This is a genomic window from Parvibaculum sp. (assembly GCF_019635935.1).
Taxonomy (GTDB): domain Bacteria; phylum Pseudomonadota; class Alphaproteobacteria; order Parvibaculales; family Parvibaculaceae; genus Parvibaculum.
In genome coordinates this window covers 2,094,121-2,111,157 of record NZ_JAHBYN010000001.1, presented here as the reverse complement: position 1 = coordinate 2,111,157, position 17,037 = coordinate 2,094,121, and the positions used below count along the sequence as shown (strand labels likewise).

The window sequence follows — 17,037 nt, the reverse complement described above, 5'->3', positions numbered from 1 at the left end:
TCTTTATTCTCCGTCGGAGGGGCTGCCGGCGGTTGCCGCCCTGCCCTGTCGTTTGAGACTTTCCCTGATAAGGTCGTCGCTCATCGTGAGCTTCGCCTCGCTTAGCTGCCGGAACGGCAGACCGAGTATTTGCGGTTCCGAAAATCCTTCGATCTCGCATTCGACGAGAACCTCGCCGTCCTCGACACCCTGAAGCAGACCACGAAAGCGCTTGCGGCCGGCAAGCGGCTCGGTCAGTTCGATCTTCGCCTCGAAGCCCGACCAGCGTTCGAAATCCTTCGGACGCGTCAGCGGGCGATCGATGCCGGGCGAGGAAATTTCGAGATTGTATTCGCCGGGGATCGGGTCCTCGACATCGAGCAGCGCCGAAATGGTGCGCGAAAGTTCCTCGCAATCGGCGACGCACATCGTGCCGTCGGGGCGCTCGGCCATGATCTGCAGCGTGTGTCCGTCCTGCAGGCCGAACCGCACGCGCACGATCTCGAAGCCGATGCCTTCGGCGGGACCGCGCAGAAGCTCGAAAATGCGGCGCGCGGGGCCGGGCGCGGCAACAAGCGGCGTATCGAGCACGGCATCCGCCGTCCCGTTCGCCTCCTTCCTGTCCAGACCCGTCGCCGTCAATTGCACACTCCGAATTGCGGGCCCCCAGATAACAAAAAAAGCGGGCCCCCGTTTCCGGAGACAGCCCACTCTTGAGAGCATCGCTGACTAATTGGGGCCTATATAGACCCTTTTGGGGGGCCGGGGCAAGGGCTGCGGCGTCAAAGACGCCGGAACGTCAGATAAGCCGGAACCCGGCCCTCGCGGATCGCCTTGGCTTCATAGCGGGTGCCCGGCCAACCCTCATAGGGTGTGCGCCAGTCGGCGGCCTGTTCGGCCGTCCAGCGGAAGGTTTCGCCGTTTTCGCGGTTGAAGCGGTCGATATGCGCGAGCGTCCAGGCGACATAGTCCGGGATGTCGCTGGCAAAACGCAGCTCGCCGCCCGGACGCAGTGCGGCGGCCAGAAATCCCAGCGTCTCCATGTTGATGAAGCGGCGCTTGTTGTGGCGCTTCTTCGGCCAGGGATCGGGATAGAGCACGAAGACACGCGCGAGCGAGGCCGGCGTCAGCCGTTCGAGCAGAAAGCGCGCGTCGTCGGTCAGGATGCGGATGTTGGCGAGGTTGCGTTCGTCGATTGCGGCGACCAGCTTGGCGACGCCATTGATGAACGGCTCGCAGCCGATAATGCCGATGCGCGGATGGAGCGCCGCGTGATGCGCCAGATGCTCGCCGCCGCCGAAACCGACTTCGAGCCAGGTCTCGTCGACATCCGCAAACAGATCGGCGGGATCGATGCGGGAGCCGGCAAGCGAAATGGAGACCCCGGGAAACAGGGTCTCCATCAATTTCGCCTGACGGGACCGCAGGCTCTTGCCCTTGGTCCGGCCATATACGTGACGGCGGGACTTTTCCGCGGCACTGCCCAGATGTGAACTTCTCGGGCTCATGCCGCCGTTGCTTCTCTCTAGAGTCTTTCAGTGTTTCGTAGAAACACTGAAAGACTCTAAGTTGTTGTTTGGTCGCGCTTCTTTTCGGAAAACCGGATTCCACTTTTCCGAGAAGCGCTCTAGCGGATTTCCGCCTTGAGCTTGTCGGCGAGGTCGGTCTTCTCCCAGGAGAAGCCGCCATCGGCATCCGGCGTGCGGCCGAAATGTCCGTAGGCCGCCGTGCGCTCGTAGATCGGCCGGTTGAGAGCGAGATGCTCGCGGATGCCGCGCGGCGAGAGATCCATCGCTTTCGCAACGGCGCGCTCGACCGCTTCCTCCTCGACCTTGCCGGTGCCGTGCAGGTCGACATAGATCGAGAGCGGCTTCGAAACGCCGATCGCATAGGAAAGCTGAATAGTGCAACGCTCGGAAATGCCTGCCGCGACAACGTTTTTCGCGAGGTAGCGCGAGGCATAAGCGGCCGAGCGATCGACCTTCGTTGGATCCTTGCCGGAGAAGGCGCCGCCGCCATGCGGGGCCGCGCCGCCATAGGTGTCGACGATGATCTTGCGGCCGGTCAGCCCGGCGTCGCCGTCGGGCCCGCCGATGACGAAGTTGCCGGTCGGATTCACATAGAATTCCTCTTCCGGCGGGAACCAGCCGGCGGGCAGCACTTCCTTCACCACGCCGCGCACAAGTTCGCGCAGGTCCGTCAGCTTCACGCCGGCCTTGTGCTGCGTCGAGACGACGACGGAGGTAATGCCGACAGGCTTGCCGTTTTCGTATTTCAGCGTGACCTGGCTCTTCGAGTCCGGCTCGAATTCGGGGCGCTCGCCGGAATGACGAAGTTCCGCCATGCGCTTCAGGATGCGGTGCGAATAGATGATCGGCGCAGGCATCAGCACGTCGGTTTCGGTGCAGGCATAGCCGAACATGATGCCCTGGTCGCCGGCGCCCTCATCCTTGTTGCCGCTGGCATCGACGCCCTGTGCGATATCCGCCGACTGCGCGTGAAGCAGCACGTCGACGCTGGCATTCTTCCAGTGGAAACCGTCCTGTTCATAGCCGATGGCCTTCACGGCCTGACGCGCGGTTTCCTCGATCTGATCCTTGGTGATCGAGGCCGGTCCGCGCACTTCGCCGGCCAGCACGATCTTGTTGGTCGTGGTCAGCGTTTCACAGGCGACGCGCGAAAACGGATCGCCCGCCAGATAGAGATCGACAACGGCATCGGAAATCCTGTCGCACACCTTGTCGGGGTGGCCCTCGGAAACGGATTCGCTCGTGAACAGGTAATTTGACCGTGCCAACTTGATCTCCCTCATGGGTCTGAGATGAGTTTTATGTCCGAAAACGGCGTTCGGCCGTCCGGCGAGAAGGTTTTTGCAAGGATCGGGAGCGGGGTCAACAGCCCGCGGCAAAAAGATATGCACATAAGTGCATATTGATTGACTATTTCCCGTAATAATCAGATATGGGGCAGTTCGCCGCCGGATTCGTCGGCCTCGTTGTCGCCCGCAAGCTGCTTGATCAGGTCGAGAATGCGCTTGCGGAGCTTCGGATCCTCGATGGCGAAGAAGGCGCTGTTGAGCTGGATGCCCTCGGCGGTCGACAGCCGATCCATCACGAAATGCACCGGCTCGGCCGCGACGACGCCGCCATCCTCGCCGTCGAGACCCTCGTAGAAATATTCGACCGGCGCGCCGAGCACGCGGCCGATCTGGAAGAGACGGCTGGCACCGATGCGATTGGCGCCTTTTTCGTATTTCTGCACCTGCTGGAAGGTCAGGCCCAATGCGTCGCCGAGCTTCTCCTGGCTCATGCCGATCAGCATGCGGCGCATGCGGACGCGGCCGCCTACATGAACATCGATTGGATTTGGCGATTTGCGCGGCACGGATAAAGCCTGTCTGAAACGCGGCGGGACGAATGCCGGAATGACCAGATTACAACCTCAAGTCGGCATCCGCAGCAAGCGACGCACCGTATCCGGCCCGATCATGCGGCGGAAATGGCCCGATTCCGGGCGCGCGCACCAAATCGGACACAACCTTTCGGCGACGGCTACCGCTTCAGCGGCTCGCGGCCGAAAGCGGCGGCAAAAGCGGTCGCGATCAGCAGCAGGGCCAGGAAGATATCGCCGAGCCTTGCATAGAGCGTCGGCTGCAGCGCCGCCGGCAGCGTCGCGTCGATGACGCCTTGCGTGTCGAGCGGAAGGCTTTTCACCAGCCGTCCGTAAGGATCGATCATGGCCGAGATGCCGCTATTGGCGGAGCGGACAAGGGGCAATCCCTGTTCGACGGCGCGAAGCCGCGCCTGCGAAAGATGCTGATGCGGGCCGATGGAAGCGCCGAACCAGGCGTCGTTGGTGATGTTGACCAGCCATTGCGGCCGCGTGCCGGGGGCGACGATGCCGCCCGGGAAAATCACCTCGTAGCAGATCAACGGACTGACCGGCGGCGTGTCCGGCAGTTCGAGCGTCACCGGTCCGGGACCGGTTTCGAAGCTGCCCTGAAACTGCACGATCTGGCGCAGACCCAAACGGCCGAGAATGTGACGCAACGGGACATACTCGCCGAACGGCACCAGATGATGCTTGTCGTAGGCCGCGGCGATTGCGCCGGCGGAATCGACCACGTAGAGGCTGTTGTAGAAAACGCGGAGGCGATTGGCCGGACCTTCGGCATCCGCTTCGCCGCGATTGGAACCGACGATCAGCTTCGCGCCTTCCGGCAGGACGCGGCCGATGGCCGAAAGCACATAAGGCTCGCGCGCCAGCAGGACCGGCACCGCGTTTTCAGGCCAGACGACAATCGTGTTGCCGTCGATGCCGCCGGGACGGGCCGGTGTCGGGTCGCGCGACATGCGAAGCAGTTGCCCGATGATGGCGAGTACGCGATCGGAATCGTTCCAGTTGTCGGCAAAGGGCGTGTTGGGATGCACGATACGGATCGACGTGCCGCTTGCGGCGGGCGCGGCGAGGTCGGCTGCCGAAAGGCGCGCGGCGCCGCCGAGCCAGATCAGCGCCAGACCGGCCAATGCGATTGCCGGCGCGGCCAGAAGCTCGATGCCCGGTCCGCGCTGCGCGGCGTGGACGCGGCTGTCGAATGTCGCGGGCGAGGCGATCACCAGCAGGGCGATGAAGGACAGGCCATAAGCGCCGACCATGGCGCCCGCCTGCATCAAGGCGTCGGAGGCGGTGAAGCTCTGGCCGATCATGTTCCACGGGAACCCGGTCAGCACATGGCCGCGCAACCACTCGAAGACCGTCCAGGCGACGGCGAAGACCGCGACGCGGCGATAGCCGCGAAACCAGAAAAGGCGGGCGAGGGCGGCGGCGGCGGCGGTGAACAGCGCCAGCCCCGCCGGCAACAAGGTGACTGCCAGCGGCAACAAAAAAGCGAATTTGTCGGCATCGACCAGAAAGGCATGCCCGACCCAGTAGAGCCCCAGGAAAAAATAACCGAAGCCGAACCACCAGCCGAGAAGACCGGCGCGCCACATGACGCGGCGGCGGCGCGAACGCGTCGGCTCGCCGACGCCGTCGAGCAGCCAGACGAGAACCGGAAAGGTGAGAAAGAGGATTGGCAGGAAGCCGTAGGGCGGCAGCGCCAGCGTGCTCAGGGCGCCGGCGAACAATGCCGCGAGTGTGCGCCGCCAGCCGCGAAGCTCGGCAAGTTCGGCGGCGATCTTTTCGATACGATAAACGGCGGCGGCAAGGCCGTTCTCGAACCGCACGCGCTCAGCTCTCGGTCGAGGCGGCGGCGGCCGCCTTGCCGGCGGACGGCAGAAGGTGCACGCGCATGCGCTTGATGCGGCGGGGGTCGACTTCCTTCACTTCGAATTCGATGCCTGCCGGGTGACGCACCATTTCGCCGCGCAGGGGCACGCGGCCGAGAAGCGAAAAGACGAGACCTCCCAATGTGTCGACATCGTCTTCGTTGCCGGCTTCGATCAGCCGCAACCCGGTCATCTCTTCCAGTTCCTCGATCGGGCAGCGCGCATCAGCATCGATGGTGCCGTCTTCGCGGCGCAGAAGCGAGGGGCCTTCGTCGGTATCGTGCTCGTCCTCGATCTCGCCGACGATCTGTTCGACCAGATCCTCGATCGACACGAGGCCGTCGGTGCCGCCATATTCGTCGATCACCAGCGCGAGATGGATGCGCGTCGCCTGCATCTTGACCAGAAGGTCGAGCGCGGGCATCGACGGCGGCGCAAACAACACGTCGCGGCGGATCGCCTTCAGCGAGAAAGGCGGGCGCTTGTCCGCATCGGTTTCAAGCGGCGCGAAAAAGGCCATCACATCCTTGATGTGAACCATGCCGATCGGATCGTCCAGCGTTTCGCGGAAGATCGGCATGCGCGAATGTGCCGATTCGCGGTAGAGACGCAGAACCTCTTCAAGTCCCGCATTCTCTTCCACCGCAATCACGTCGGCGCGCGGCACCATGATGTCGTCGACACGCAACTGACCGAAGCTCAGAATGTTGACCAGCATGTGGCGCTCTTCATCGGTCAGACTGCGGCGCGTCCCGTCATGCTCCTCGATCGCTTCCTCGATGCTTTCGCGCAGCGTGTTGTCGCCGTTTCCGCCGCCGAGCAGCGCGCGCAGCCAGCCGAAGCGCGCCCGCGACGAGGCGGCGGCAGAGGATGAGGATCGGTCGGTCGTTTCGGTCATTGTCGTTCAGGCGTCCCGGCTCGCACGGTCCATATCGTAAGGGTCGGCGATGCCGAGGTCTTGCAATATTTCGCGTTCAAGCGCTTCCATTCGATCCGCTTCGGCATCGCTCGCATGATCGTGGCCGAGAAGGTGCAGGACGCCGTGAACGACGAGATGCGCGAGGTGATCGTCGAAACGCTTGGCTTGCGCCTCGGCTTCGCGGGCGATGGTTTCGCGGGCCAGCACCACATCGCCGAGAAGCACCGCTTCCATGCCGGCGATGTCGGCGCTCGGAAACGACAGGACGTTGGTCGGGCCGTCCTTGCCGCGATATGTCTTGTTGAGAGCCGCGACGCGCGCATCGTCGGCGAGCATGACCGAAAGTTCGGCGGGTGCGGCGCCGCGCACTGCGCCATAGGCGCGCAAGGCGGCGCGGCGCACCACATCGGCGGCTGCCTCGTCCCATGCGCCCGCCTCGTGCAGAATATCGACCTCAAGACCGGCGGCCGGCGCGGGCGCGCCGGAACTGTCCGATGGTCGCGCGGCCGGGTTCATTTGGCGCCGTCTCCGAGCAGGCCGCGGTCGCGGCTGTTATAGGCCTTGACGACGCGCGTCACGAGAGGATGGCGCACGACATCGGCATCGCTGAAGCGCACGGTCGCAACACCCTCAACGCCGTCCAGCACTTCGAGCGCATCCTTCAGTCCCGATTTCGCACCGAGCGGCAGATCGACCTGGCTCGGATCGCCGGTGATCGCCATGCGGCTGTTTTCGCCAAGTCGCGTCAGGAACATTTTCATCTGCACCGGTGTGCAATTTTGCGCTTCGTCGAGAATGACGAAAGCATTGGCAAGCGTGCGGCCGCGCATGAAAGCCAGCGGCGCGACTTCGATTTCACCGGATTCGATTCCCTTCATCGCCTGCTCGCCGGGCAGCGTGTCGTAAAGCGCGTCGTAGAGCGGCCGCAGATAGGGATCGATCTTCTCTTTCAGATCGCCCGGCAGAAAGCCGAGGCGCTCGCCGGCCTCGACGGCGGGACGCGAAAGAATGATGCGGTCGACACGCTTCTGCAGCAGCATCGAAACGGCGACCGCAACCGCGAGATAAGTCTTGCCGGTGCCGGCCGGGCCGATGCCGAAAACCAATTCGTGGTTCATCAGCGCGTCGATATAGGCGCCTTGGGTCTGCGAGCGCGGGCCGATGACGCGGCGCTTTGTCTGGATGCGGGGGCCGCCCGCGCCGCCTTGCGGCTTGTCGAGATCGGCGTCGGGCGCGGTCGCCATGCGGATCGCGCCATCGACCTCGCCGGCATTGACCTCCTCGCCGGATTTCAGGCGCGCATAAAGATCCTTCAACACGCGGTCGGCTTGATTGCGCGCATGGGCGGTGCCGGTGATGACCAGCTTGTTGCCGCGCGACGTCGCCAGCACGCCGAGACCCTGCTCGATGCGCGCCAGATGCCGGTCGTTGGCGCCGAAAAGTTCGGTCAGCAACCGGTTGTCATCGAAAGCAATCACGAGACTATCGGCGTTGTCGGCCGTCTTGGTCCTGCCCGTTGCGCTCAACTGCACCCTGTCCTTTCACCTTGTTCGCTTCGCGGCCGCGGCGATACCGCTATGCCGGGACAAATTCGTTTTCGCGGAGGCGGCCGCGCAGGCTGTTGCGATGGCCGTCCTCGATCTCGACATCGACAAGCTTGCCGAAGAGATGCGGCGGCGCATCCTCGACATGCACCGACTGCAAATAGGGACTGCGGCCGACAAGCTGCGTCTCGCCGCGCCCGCGCCGGTCGAAGAGCACCGGCATTGTGCGGCCGGCGCATGACGCATTGAAGGCAAGCTGCTGTTCGCCGAGAAGCGCCTGCAGCGCCTGCAGGCGTTCGTCCTTCACGGCGTCGGGTAGCTGATCTTCCTCATTCGCCGCCGGTGTGCCGGGGCGGGGGCTGTATTTGAAGCTGTAGGCCTGCGCGAAGCCGACGGCGCGGATCAACGCCAGCGTCGCCTCGAAATCGGCCTCCGTCTCGCCGGGGAAGCCGACAATGAAGTCCGACGACAGCGCGATGTCGGGACGGGCGGCGCGAATGCGCTCGATGATGCGCAGATAGGTTTCGGTGTCGTGGCGGCGGTTCATGGCCGCGAGAATGCGGTCCGATCCCGATTGCACCGGCAGATGCAGATAGGGCATCAGCGCCGGCACTTCGGCATGGGCCGAAATCAGCTCGTCGTCCATGTCGCGCGGATGGCTGGTCGTGTAGCGCAGGCGCGCCAGCCCGTCGATTTCGGCGAGCGCGCGGATCAGACGTCCGAGCGTCGCCGGGCGGCCCTGCGCGTCCTCGCCATGCCAGGCGTTGACATTCTGGCCGAGCAGCGTGATCTCGCGCACGCCGGCATCGGCAAGCGCATGCGCTTCGTCGACGATGCGCGCGAGCGGCCGCGAGAACTCCGAGCCGCGCGTATAGGGCACGACACAGAATGTGCAGAACTTGTCGCAACCTTCCTGGATGGTCAGGAAGGCGGTGGCGCCGCGCGCCAGCGTTTTCCGCCGCTCGGGCGCCGGCAAGCTGTCGAACTTGTCGTCGGCCGGAAATTCGGTTTCGACGATCGCCGGTCCGCCATTGGCTAGGCGCGCCACATATTCGGGCAGGCGATGATAGGTCTGGGGGCCGACGATCAGATCGACCATCGGCGCGCGGCGGCGCATCTCCTCGCCTTCGGCCTGGGCGACGCAACCGGCGACGCCGATCAGCAGGCTCTCGCCGCGACCGGCCTTTTCGTTTTTCAGCGCGCGCAAACGGCCGAGCTCCGAATAAACCTTCTCGGCCGCCTTTTCGCGGATATGGCAGGTGTTCAGGAGAACGATGTCGGCCTCTTCCGGCGTCGCGGCCTCGGCATAGCCTTCGGGCGCCATGACGTCGACCATGCGCGCCGAGTCGTAGACGTTCATCTGGCAGCCATAGGTCTTGACGAAGATTTTCTTGCGCGGCGCGCGGGGCTTCGGCTCGGTCATTGAAGCCGGACCGGGCGCGGCGGAACGGGATGGCACTGTGTCATTGGGCAATATGTGCGCTCGTCTCCTTCGGACGCTCTCAAATTCGTTGGCAATTGGCGGTCGGCTGTATCCGGGGCCACCCTATCATGTAATGGGCGGCGGCGGGGAGCGGCATCTAGGCGCCGGCGCCGGCGAAGCGGCGGACGGTCCCCTCGTCTTCGGCCGGGGCAAGCTCCGCCTCGGGCCAGCGGCCGGTCAGCGCGCGGGTCTGGCCCTCGCGGCAGCACTTCTCGCAATAGGCGGCCAGCGCCTTGCGGTTGCCGATCTCGCGGATCGTCACCGGCTTGTGGTACTCGACCACCACTTCGATGGGGCCGAGGGAGAAAGCCTCCCAGAGATGGGGAAAAAGCTCCATATCGCCGTACCAGGCGAAAAACGGCCGGAAGTAGCGGCCCATCGGCAGACCGTGCAGGCGCACATAGGTGACCGACATCGGCTGGACGACCAGATCGGCCTCGCGGTCTTCCTCGCCGTTAACGATGGTGAGCTGGGCGACGCTCATCAGCGCGCTCTTGAAGGACAGCACACGGTTGCCGTCGGACGAGGTGCCTTCGGGGAACAGCACCAGCCGGTCGCCGGCGGCGATGCGGGCATGAATCTCGTTGCGCGAATGGGCGGTGCGGGTGCGCCGTTCGCGCTCGACAAAGACGGTTTGCTGCAACTTCGCCAATGTGCCGAAGAAAGGCCAGCCGGCGACTTCGCTTTTTGCGACGAAGGAACAGGGCTCGAGCGAGGCGATGACCGGGATGTCGAGCCATGAGGTGTGGTTGGCGGCGATCAGGCAGGCGCTGCCGGCATGCGGCTCGCCGCGCCGCGTCACGCGGATGCCGACAAGGCGGCAAAGAAAGCGGTGATAGCGATTGGGCAGCTTGCGCGCATAAGGCAGGCCGAGCTTCAGCCCCAGCCATTGCGCCGGCATCAGCAGGATGGCCGAGGAAATAAATCCGGCCAGCAGAATGGCGGCGCGCGCGGTTGCCATGTGCGTCTCCATGCCTCCCGTCAATTCTCAGCGGCGGTGAGGCGTCACGCCTTGTTGCCTTTGCCGTCCGGCTTCTTGCCACGATTGAGCGGCACGCCGTAAAGCTCGAGGCGATGATCGACAAGCTCGAAGCCGAGCTCGCGAGCGATGATCTGTTGCAGGCGCTCGATCTCGTCGTTGTGAAACTCGATCACGGCGCCGGTCTGAAGATCGATCAGGTGATCGTGGTGATCTTCCGTCACCTGTTCGTAGCGCGAGCGGCCGTCGCGGAAATCGTGGCGTTCCAGAATGCCGGCTTCCTCGAACAGGCGCACCGTGCGGTAGACGGTGGCGATCGAAATCTTGCTGTCGACATCCGAGGCGCGGCGATAGACCTCCTCGACATCGGGATGGTCGTGCGCGACCGAAAGCACGCGCGCAATCACGCGGCGCTGATCGGTCATGCGCATGCCCTTTTCGACGCAGAGATTTTCGATCCGGTCGGGATCGCTCGGCATGTCTTCCGGGCGGAGTGCGGCGGTCATGGTGGTCTTGTCGGTCATCGCCAGCATCATAGGCCAACAGACGCCTCGTTGTCATTAGCGCGTGGCCGGCAGCAGGGCGCGGCCCTGCCCATTTGACCCCTCAAAGATCAAGGATTTACGACAGGGAAGTGGCGCCGAAATCGAGCTTCAGGACGCGCGCGGCGATGCGGGTCTGCCCCCGCGCGTAATAGCCGGGCCGTGCGCCGACTTCGCGAAAGCCGAGACGGCGATAGAGCGCGAGCGCCGGTTCGTTGTCTTCCGCCACTTCGAGAAAAAGCGCCGCCGCGCCGCCGGCAAGGGCCGTTGCGGCGGCAGCTTCAACCAGGCGGCGGCCAAGACCCTGTCCACGACGTGGCGGGACGACGGCGAGGGTGAGGATTTCGGCTTCGCCGCCGGCGATCCGGACAAGGATGAAGCCGGAAAGCGGCGCGCCCTCGCCCGCATCCACGACGGCGAGCGCAAAAGTTCCGGGCATGGCGAGAAGCCGCGCCAGCGCCGGCTCGTCCCAGGGCGTGTCGAAGCAAAGCGCGTGGAGCGCGGCGGCGTCGGCGAGCCTCTCGGCGGCGAGCGGTCGAATGGCGGCCGTGCTCACGCCGCCTCGCCGGGATCGCGGCCGCCGGGAAGCTTCGCGTCGGGCGCGCGAATATAGAGCGGCGCCGGTGCGACGCGGAACGCATCGGCGCCTTCGGTCTCGAGGCGTTGCAAGGCCAGCCGCGCCACCGTTTCGGCACGGGGCTGGGCGGGCGCATTGGCGGGGCGGCACTCGAAACCTTGCAGCGCCTCTTCCAGAAGCGCCGCGCCGGTGCCGACCAGCAACAGCTTCAGGCGCGGGAGATGCCTGCCCGCATCGGCGGTGGCAACGAGCGACGGCTCGGTGAGCGGTGCGCCTTCGGCGTCGAAGGCCTGCAGATAGACCTCGCCGCGCTTTGCGTCGAAGGCGGCGACGACCGCTTCGCCTTCGTTTGCGACGACATCGGCGGCGATCGCTTCCAATGTGGTTACGCCGACAAGCGGCAGCTTGAGCGCCAGCGCAAGGCCGCGCGCGGCGGCGAGACCGACGCGAAGACCGGTGAAGGTGCCGGGGCCGACGGTGACGGCAAGCGCATCGAGATCGGAAAAACCCAGAGCGGCTTCGGCCATCACGGTTTCGATCGCGGGGAGCAATTCCTCGGCATGGCCGCGCGTACGCAATTCGAAGGCGGCGGCAAGCGGCCCCTCGCCGTCGTGAACGGCGGCGGAGAGCGCGCCTTGCGCGGTGTCGAAGGCGAGGACGATCAAGGCCGCTCCGTTTTCAGACGATCTTGCAGGCGTCGTCGAATGGAAGACGCGGGCTGCGCGGGAAGAGTGCCGAGGGATCGCCGTGACCGATATTGCAGAGGAAATTCGACTTCACGCTTGTTCCGGCAAAGAAGAGTTCGTCGACCTTCTTCATGTCGAAGCCCGACATCGGCCCGCAATCGAGACCGAGCGCGCGAGCGGCGATCATGAAATAGGCGCCTTGCAGCGAGCCGTTGCGGAAGGCGTTCATTTCCGCCCATTCGTCCGACCAGTTGAACCAGGTCTTGGCGTCCGGCGCATGCGGGAAGAGTTCGGGAAGACGATCGTAGAACTTCACGTCGTAGCCGATGATCGCGGTGACCGGCGCGGACATGGTTTTCGCGCGATTGCCCTCCATGAGTGCGGGTTCGAGCTTCGCCTTCGCTTCCGGCGATGTCACGAAGACGATGCGCGCCGGCGACATGTTGGCGCTGGTCGGCCCCCATTTCATCAGATCGTAAAGCGCTTTCAGCGTCGCTTCGGAAACGGGCTCGTCCTTCCACGCATTATGCGTGCGCGCGTTTCGGAAAATCGTGTCGAGCGCCTCGCCGTCAAGCGTCGTCATGGCCCTGTCTCCTTCGTCAAGAACACCGAAATGAATATGGGCGACACGATAGCGCGTTCGCGGGCCCGCGCCAGCCCCGCGCGCGCTCGTCTGACTGCGCGTCAGACGGGTGCTCAGACCTGCCGGACCTCGACGATTTCGGGGATGTAGTGTTTCAGCATGTTCTCGACGCCGCGTTTCAGCGTGACGGTGGATGAGGGACAGCCGGCGCAGGCGCCCTGCATGTTGAGGAAGACGATGCCGTCTTCGTAACCCTGAAAGGTGATGTCGCCGCCATCCTGCGCGACGGCGGGACGAACGCGGGTGTCGAGAATTTCCTTGATCTCGCGGACGATCTCGCCGTTCTCGCCATCGCCTTCGGCGTGCGCGCTTTCTTCGGCCGAGGCAAAGAGGATCGGCGCGCCGCCGGTGAAATGCTCCATGATCGCACCGAGCAATGCCGGCTTCAGGTGCTGCCACTCGCCGCCGGATTTGGTGACGGTGATGAAATCGGAACCGAAGAAGACGCCAGCGACATTCTCGACCGCGAACAGACGCATCGCGAGCGGCGAACGCTCGGCGGCTTCGCGGGTCGGAAAATCGGCGGCGCGCCCCTCGCCCAGAACCTCGCGGCCGGGCAGAAACTTCAAGGTCGCCGGATTGGGCGTCGCCTCGGTTTGTATGAACATCTCAAAACCCTTTTGACGTCGTGGGTAAACGGCGCGGCTCGGCGCTTTTGCTATAGATGGACCGTGACGTGCGCGGAATCAAGCCAGCGCGCGGATCGCCTCTTCGGTGAGATTGCCGGGCACGACCGTCACGGGGATCGGGAAGGCCTTGTCCGAAGCGCCGGCGACCATCGTGACGAGCGGGCCCGGACCTTCCTTGCCGGTGCCGGCGGCGAGCACGAGGATCGCAATGTCGCGATCTTCCTCGATCAATTGTTTCACTTCTTCCGGGCGGCGGCCTTCGCGAATCACAAGTTCCGGCACGATGCCGGCATATTCGTTGACATGGGCGGCGAGGCGGTGAAGCAGCTCTTCGGCTTCGGCGCGCGCTTCCTCGCGCATGATGTTCTGTACACCGAGCCATTGTTGCGAGGCTTCGCCGGGTTCGAGCACGGCGAGCAGCGTGACGACGCCGTTGGTATGCGTGGCGCGGAGGCTGGCGAAGTGGATGGCGACTTCCGATTCCGGCGTGCCGTCGACGACGACGAGAAACTTGCGCCGCTTCGTGGTCGCCTTGCCGGTACGGTCTGTCTTGCTCTGGCTCATGGGCGCGATGCTGCCACCGGCGGCGGCGCGGAGCAAGCGGCGGAATCGTCGCGCTATTTCAGAAGGATATTGCTGATTTCGCGCAGCTGGGTGCGGGCGCGCAGCAGGTAGAAGCCCTGGGCCGCCAGATGATTGGGCTGGAACTGGGCGTCGGGCGAACCGTTCATCACGACCAGCGGATCGAGAAGGGCCGCCTTGCGGAGCGTCGCGATCATCTCGTCCCAGGACTTTTGTAGATTGCGCTCCTTGATGACTTGCGCGAAATCGCGGCCGAGCGCGTCGAGGATCATGTGGTAGCCGTAGAGCTTGCCCTTGGTCAGGTAGAAGATGTCGTCGGCGGTGCTGTCGAACAGGCTGCCGGATTCCTCCGCGATGTGACGGTCGATCATGGCGGAGGACGAGCCGAGATCGGCGGCGAAACGGTCGATGGTCGCCAGAAGATTGTCGGCGCGCTTGTCGAAATTCGCGTCGCCGCGCGCCAGACGGTTGTTGTAGCTCAGCAGCCGCGCCCGCGCTTCGCGGTATTGCGATTCCGAACTTGCCTGCGGCATCAGCGAGACCGTCGGGGTCCATATCCAGATGTTCCCGGGATATTGCAGCCGGCCGGCCGCGCGCTGCAGGTCGCTGTCGGCTTCCGACGAACCGCGTGTGCGGCCGAGCTGGTCGGTCAGCTCGAAGCCGAAGCGCGCCAGCGCCGACATGATGCCCTGCTGGAAGTTCGGCATGTTGTCGAGCAGCGCGCCGGGCATGAAGAAGGGGTCGTTCGCAACCCAGCTATGCCGGTTGACCTCGCGGTCGATCAGCGCGGCGGCGACGGCGACCGCCTCGCTGCCGCCGGGCACGAAGTCCGTTGCATCGGGCGTGAAATCCGGATCGTCGTCGACGGTGTGTACCCAGATCATTCCGATCGGATAATAAAGCAGGATGACGACGGCAAACGCGATGGCGGCGCGGCGCAGAATGCCGCCCATACCGGGCCGGTTGAGCGCTGCGGAGATCCCGGCAAAGGAAAGGCGGCGGGCGGCGGGCGCGGAGGCGGCTGTGCTGCCGTCGCCGCGACGATACATCCAGCGGTGACGCAGCCTGTCCCACATATCGGCGAGGCGGTCACGGAAGGGCATCAAGGCGATCCTTCTTGCGTAGGAATTCAGCGGGAAGTCCAATAGATAGATTGGAACGCTGGCCGGGAGTATCAAGCGTGTGGAGGCATTGTATATTGGATCTGGCAGACCATGGGAACTTTTGGTGTTTCGATGACAAGCAAATCTGGACCTCAGGCCGGCACGAAGACGCGGTTGGTTTTTGACTCGCTTAGAAATGGTTGGTGGACCGGCCGGACACTGACGGAATTGTGCAAACAGAAACCCGCTGGCTGGCCCAAGTGGTGTTACACACAATTTGTAACTTCAAATAAGTTTGGAAATCTTGTTCTTCTTCGTCGCCAACGAACGCGATCATCGCCCGAATATCGCCTTGTGCAACGAGAGGCGGTGGCTTCTTTCCTGAAAGATGCGGATGTTTCGATTTACTCTTTTCCTAAATCTAATCGCGGAAATTGAAATTCATTATTGCATGTGCCTGTGTACGCTTCTCCAGCATCAATGCCAACACTTGGAAATTGCCCATGAAGCTCAACAAAAGACTTGCTGAGGTCATTTTAGAATTTGGCAACGAACTAGAGCGAAGCGCAAAGAGTAAGTTGGTTTCGTTCGAAACGTATAGCATGCAGGTTGAATCTTGGTTCAAGGGCGAGATCATTCATTTTCTTGGTAGTCATTCTGCTATTTCAAATTTGCGGCCCGAATACCCCTTGCAATCGCCCGGACGCAAGCGGAAGAAAGTCGACCTGAAATTTCAGCTGTGCATGGAACCGGGACCTGCCGATATCTGGATTGAACTGAAGCATTGGCTCCGCAATTACCAAGGCCGTACGTACGACGCACAAAAACACTTTCGTGCAAAAGACTGGGGGATTTTGTCCGAAGTGGAGGCGCTGTCGACGGTATCGGACGGATTCGGATACGCGCTCATTCTTTGTACACCCAACCCTGGAGACAAGGATTGGATTTCGGGCGTCGCCTCATTTAACGAGCTGCGATCTCCCCTAATGATTGAGTCTCTTACGATGCCAGCGGACTTCCCGGACGAATTCTTTTTGGGTCTTGTCGCCGTTCTGAAATCCGGCCTCAGATGAAACCGACATAGGCCTTGACGCGGGCGACGACCGGATCGGCGATGGCGCGGGCGCGTTCCGCGCCGTCCGCCAGCACCTTGTCGATATAAGCCGGATCGGCCATCAGGCGTTTCATTTCATCCGTAATGGGCGAGAGCTTTTCGACCGCGAGATCGGCCAGCGCCGGTTTGAAGACCGAGAACTGGGCGGCCGGAAAGCGTGTCAGCACGTCTGCTTTCGAAATTCCGGCGAGTGCCGCATAGATGCCGACCAGATTGTCGGCACCGGCGCGATCCTTCAATCCCTCGACGGTTTCCGGCAAGGGCTCGGGATCGGTCTGGGCCTTGCGGATTTTCTTTGCGATGTCGTCGGCGCTGTCGCGCATGGTGATGCGCGAAAGATCGGAGGGGTCCGACTTCGACATTTTCTTGGTGCCGTCGCGCAAACTCATCACGCGCGTTGCCGGACCCATGATCAACGGCTCGGGCAGCGGGAAGAAATTTTGCGCGCCGAAATCATTGTTGAATTTCTGCGCCGTGTCGCGGGCAAGCTCCAGATGCTGCTTCTGGTCGTCGCCGACCGGCACATGCGTGGCGCGGTAGGCGAGAATGTCGGCGGCCATCAGCACCGGATAGGCATAGAGGCCGACGCTCGCCTTTTCGCGGTCCTTGCCGGCCTTGTCCTTGAACTGCGTCATGCGATTGAGCCAGCCGATGCGGGCGACGCAATTCAGAATCCAGGCAAGCTCGGCATGCGCCGCGACTTTCGACTGGTTGAAAATAATGTTCGTGGACGGATCGATCCCCGCCGCGATGTAGGCGGCGACAACCTCGCGCGTGTTGGCGGCGAGCGCCGCCGGTTCCTGCCAGACAGTGATCGCGTGCATGTCGACAACGCAATAGATGCATTCATGCGTCTTCTGCAGCGGCACGAAATTGCGGATCGCGCCGAGATAATTGCCGAGATGCAGATTGCCGGTCGGCTGTACGCCTGAAAAAACGCGGTTCTGGGGCTGTTCCATCGCTCGAATCCGTGGCCTCGCGCCGCCCCCG

General features: G+C 63.5%; 19 protein-coding genes. 1 reads left to right on the top strand and 18 read right to left on the bottom strand.

Translation table 11 applies throughout. From position 1 onward, the window contains the following. Nucleotides 1-3: 3 nt before the first annotated feature. From rimP to KF719_RS10470, 17 genes are all read right to left on the bottom strand, one after another. The gene (rimP, locus tag KF719_RS10550; protein WP_293508674.1) at nt 4-621 is read right to left on the bottom strand and encodes a ribosome maturation factor RimP; all 618 of its coding nucleotides are present in this window, start codon (nt 619-621) and stop codon (nt 4-6) included. Between the two features lie 140 nt (nt 622-761). Continuing rightward, nucleotides 762-1,487 carry a tRNA (guanine(46)-N(7))-methyltransferase TrmB gene (locus KF719_RS10545; protein ID WP_293508673.1) on the bottom strand — a complete coding sequence of 242 codons (726 nt, stop codon included), beginning with the start codon at nt 1,485-1,487 and terminating at the stop codon, nt 762-764. A 119-nt stretch (nt 1,488-1,606) separates the two neighbouring features. After that, nucleotides 1,607-2,776, bottom strand: coding sequence for a methionine adenosyltransferase (gene metK, locus KF719_RS10540; protein WP_293508672.1), 1,170 nt, complete (start codon nt 2,774-2,776; stop codon nt 1,607-1,609). Nucleotides 2,777-2,934: 158 nt separating this feature from the next. Then, nucleotides 2,935-3,309, bottom strand: coding sequence for a helix-turn-helix domain-containing protein (locus KF719_RS10535; RefSeq protein ID WP_363318013.1), 375 nt, complete (start codon nt 3,307-3,309; stop codon nt 2,935-2,937). Nucleotides 3,310-3,530: 221 nt separating this feature from the next. Further along, a complete protein-coding gene (lnt, locus tag KF719_RS10530; RefSeq protein WP_293508670.1) occupies nt 3,531-5,204 on the bottom strand; it encodes an apolipoprotein N-acyltransferase in 1,674 nt (557 codons plus the stop codon). Between the two features lie 4 nt (nt 5,205-5,208). Beyond that, entirely contained in the window at nt 5,209-6,144 is a 936-nt protein-coding gene (locus KF719_RS10525; RefSeq protein ID WP_293508669.1) for a hemolysin family protein, read from the bottom strand. A 6-nt stretch (nt 6,145-6,150) separates the two neighbouring features. Beyond that, complete coding sequence (gene ybeY, locus KF719_RS10520; RefSeq protein WP_293508668.1) at nt 6,151-6,681, bottom strand: rRNA maturation RNase YbeY; 531 nt, start codon at nt 6,679-6,681, stop codon at nt 6,151-6,153. Next, nucleotides 6,678-7,691, bottom strand: coding sequence for a PhoH family protein (locus tag KF719_RS10515; RefSeq protein WP_293508667.1), 1,014 nt, complete (start codon nt 7,689-7,691; stop codon nt 6,678-6,680). The genes ybeY and KF719_RS10515 overlap by 4 nt, the downstream gene beginning before the upstream one ends. A 49-nt stretch (nt 7,692-7,740) precedes the next feature. Further along, nucleotides 7,741-9,132, bottom strand: coding sequence for a tRNA (N6-isopentenyl adenosine(37)-C2)-methylthiotransferase MiaB (gene miaB / locus KF719_RS10510; RefSeq protein WP_293508666.1), 1,392 nt, complete (start codon nt 9,130-9,132; stop codon nt 7,741-7,743). A gap of 157 nt (nt 9,133-9,289) precedes the next feature. Next, on the bottom strand, nt 9,290-10,153 hold the full coding sequence (locus tag KF719_RS10505) for a lysophospholipid acyltransferase family protein (RefSeq protein ID WP_293508665.1): 864 nt from the start codon (nt 10,151-10,153) through the stop codon (nt 9,290-9,292). Nucleotides 10,154-10,197: 44 nt separating this feature from the next. Then, nucleotides 10,198-10,650, bottom strand: coding sequence for a Fur family transcriptional regulator (locus KF719_RS10500; protein ID WP_293510635.1), 453 nt, complete (start codon nt 10,648-10,650; stop codon nt 10,198-10,200). 142 nt (nt 10,651-10,792) lie between these two features. After that, a complete protein-coding gene (locus tag KF719_RS10495; protein WP_293508664.1) occupies nt 10,793-11,269 on the bottom strand; it encodes a GNAT family N-acetyltransferase in 477 nt (158 codons plus the stop codon). Further along, the gene (tsaB, locus tag KF719_RS10490) at nt 11,266-11,955 is read right to left on the bottom strand and encodes a tRNA (adenosine(37)-N6)-threonylcarbamoyltransferase complex dimerization subunit type 1 TsaB (protein ID WP_293508663.1); all 690 of its coding nucleotides are present in this window, start codon (nt 11,953-11,955) and stop codon (nt 11,266-11,268) included. The genes KF719_RS10495 and tsaB overlap by 4 nt, the downstream gene beginning before the upstream one ends. 13 nt (nt 11,956-11,968) lie before the next feature. Continuing rightward, nucleotides 11,969-12,559, bottom strand: a complete 591-nt coding sequence (locus KF719_RS10485; protein ID WP_293508662.1) for a malonic semialdehyde reductase — start codon at nt 12,557-12,559, stop codon at nt 11,969-11,971. Between the two features lie 113 nt (nt 12,560-12,672). Continuing rightward, nucleotides 12,673-13,227: a NifU family protein gene (locus KF719_RS10480; RefSeq protein WP_293508661.1), complete on the bottom strand. Its 555-nt coding sequence runs from the start codon at nt 13,225-13,227 to the stop codon at nt 12,673-12,675. A 78-nt stretch (nt 13,228-13,305) separates the two neighbouring features. Continuing rightward, entirely contained in the window at nt 13,306-13,812 is a 507-nt protein-coding gene (locus KF719_RS10475; protein ID WP_293508660.1) for a universal stress protein, read from the bottom strand. 53 nt (nt 13,813-13,865) lie between these two features. After that, entirely contained in the window at nt 13,866-14,933 is a 1,068-nt protein-coding gene (locus KF719_RS10470; protein WP_293508659.1) for a DUF2333 family protein, read from the bottom strand. Nucleotides 14,934-15,436: 503 nt separating this feature from the next. On the opposite strand from KF719_RS10470, the gene KF719_RS10465 reads away from it, so the two are divergent. Next, nucleotides 15,437-16,006 carry a hypothetical protein gene (locus KF719_RS10465; RefSeq protein ID WP_293508658.1) on the top strand — a complete coding sequence of 190 codons (570 nt, stop codon included), beginning with the start codon at nt 15,437-15,439 and terminating at the stop codon, nt 16,004-16,006. Here KF719_RS10465 and trpS read toward each other — a convergent pair. Next, entirely contained in the window at nt 15,999-17,006 is a 1,008-nt protein-coding gene (gene trpS / locus KF719_RS10460) for a tryptophan--tRNA ligase (RefSeq protein ID WP_293508657.1), read from the bottom strand. The genes KF719_RS10465 and trpS overlap by 8 nt on opposite strands. Between the last annotated feature and the right edge of the window lie 31 nt (nt 17,007-17,037).

Excerpts from the sequence above, each read along its gene's own strand:
- KF719_RS10545 (WP_293508673.1), bottom strand. The coding sequence starts at position 1,487 with ATGAGCCCGAGAAGTTCACATCTGGGCAGTGCCGCGGAAAAGTCCCGC.
- KF719_RS10535 (WP_363318013.1), bottom strand. The coding sequence starts at position 3,309 with ATGCGCCGCATGCTGATCGGCATGAGCCAGGAGAAGCTCGGCGACGCA.
- KF719_RS10525 (WP_293508669.1), bottom strand. The coding sequence starts at position 6,144 with ATGACCGAAACGACCGACCGATCCTCATCCTCTGCCGCCGCCTCGTCG.
- ybeY (WP_293508668.1), bottom strand. The coding sequence starts at position 6,681 with ATGAACCCGGCCGCGCGACCATCGGACAGTTCCGGCGCGCCCGCGCCG.
- miaB (WP_293508666.1), bottom strand. The coding sequence starts at position 9,132 with ATGACCGAGCCGAAGCCCCGCGCGCCGCGCAAGAAAATCTTCGTCAAG.
- KF719_RS10505 (WP_293508665.1), bottom strand. The coding sequence starts at position 10,153 with ATGGCAACCGCGCGCGCCGCCATTCTGCTGGCCGGATTTATTTCCTCG.
- KF719_RS10500 (WP_293510635.1), bottom strand. The coding sequence starts at position 10,650 with ATGCCGAGCGATCCCGACCGGATCGAAAATCTCTGCGTCGAAAAGGGC.
- KF719_RS10485 (WP_293508662.1), bottom strand. The coding sequence starts at position 12,559 with ATGACGACGCTTGACGGCGAGGCGCTCGACACGATTTTCCGAAACGCG.
- KF719_RS10480 (WP_293508661.1), bottom strand. The coding sequence starts at position 13,227 with ATGTTCATACAAACCGAGGCGACGCCCAATCCGGCGACCTTGAAGTTT.
- KF719_RS10475 (WP_293508660.1), bottom strand. The coding sequence starts at position 13,812 with ATGAGCCAGAGCAAGACAGACCGTACCGGCAAGGCGACCACGAAGCGG.
- KF719_RS10470 (WP_293508659.1), bottom strand. The coding sequence starts at position 14,933 with ATGCCCTTCCGTGACCGCCTCGCCGATATGTGGGACAGGCTGCGTCAC.
- KF719_RS10465 (WP_293508658.1), top strand. The coding sequence starts at position 15,437 with ATGAAGCTCAACAAAAGACTTGCTGAGGTCATTTTAGAATTTGGCAAC.
- trpS (WP_293508657.1), bottom strand. The coding sequence starts at position 17,006 with ATGGAACAGCCCCAGAACCGCGTTTTTTCAGGCGTACAGCCGACCGGC.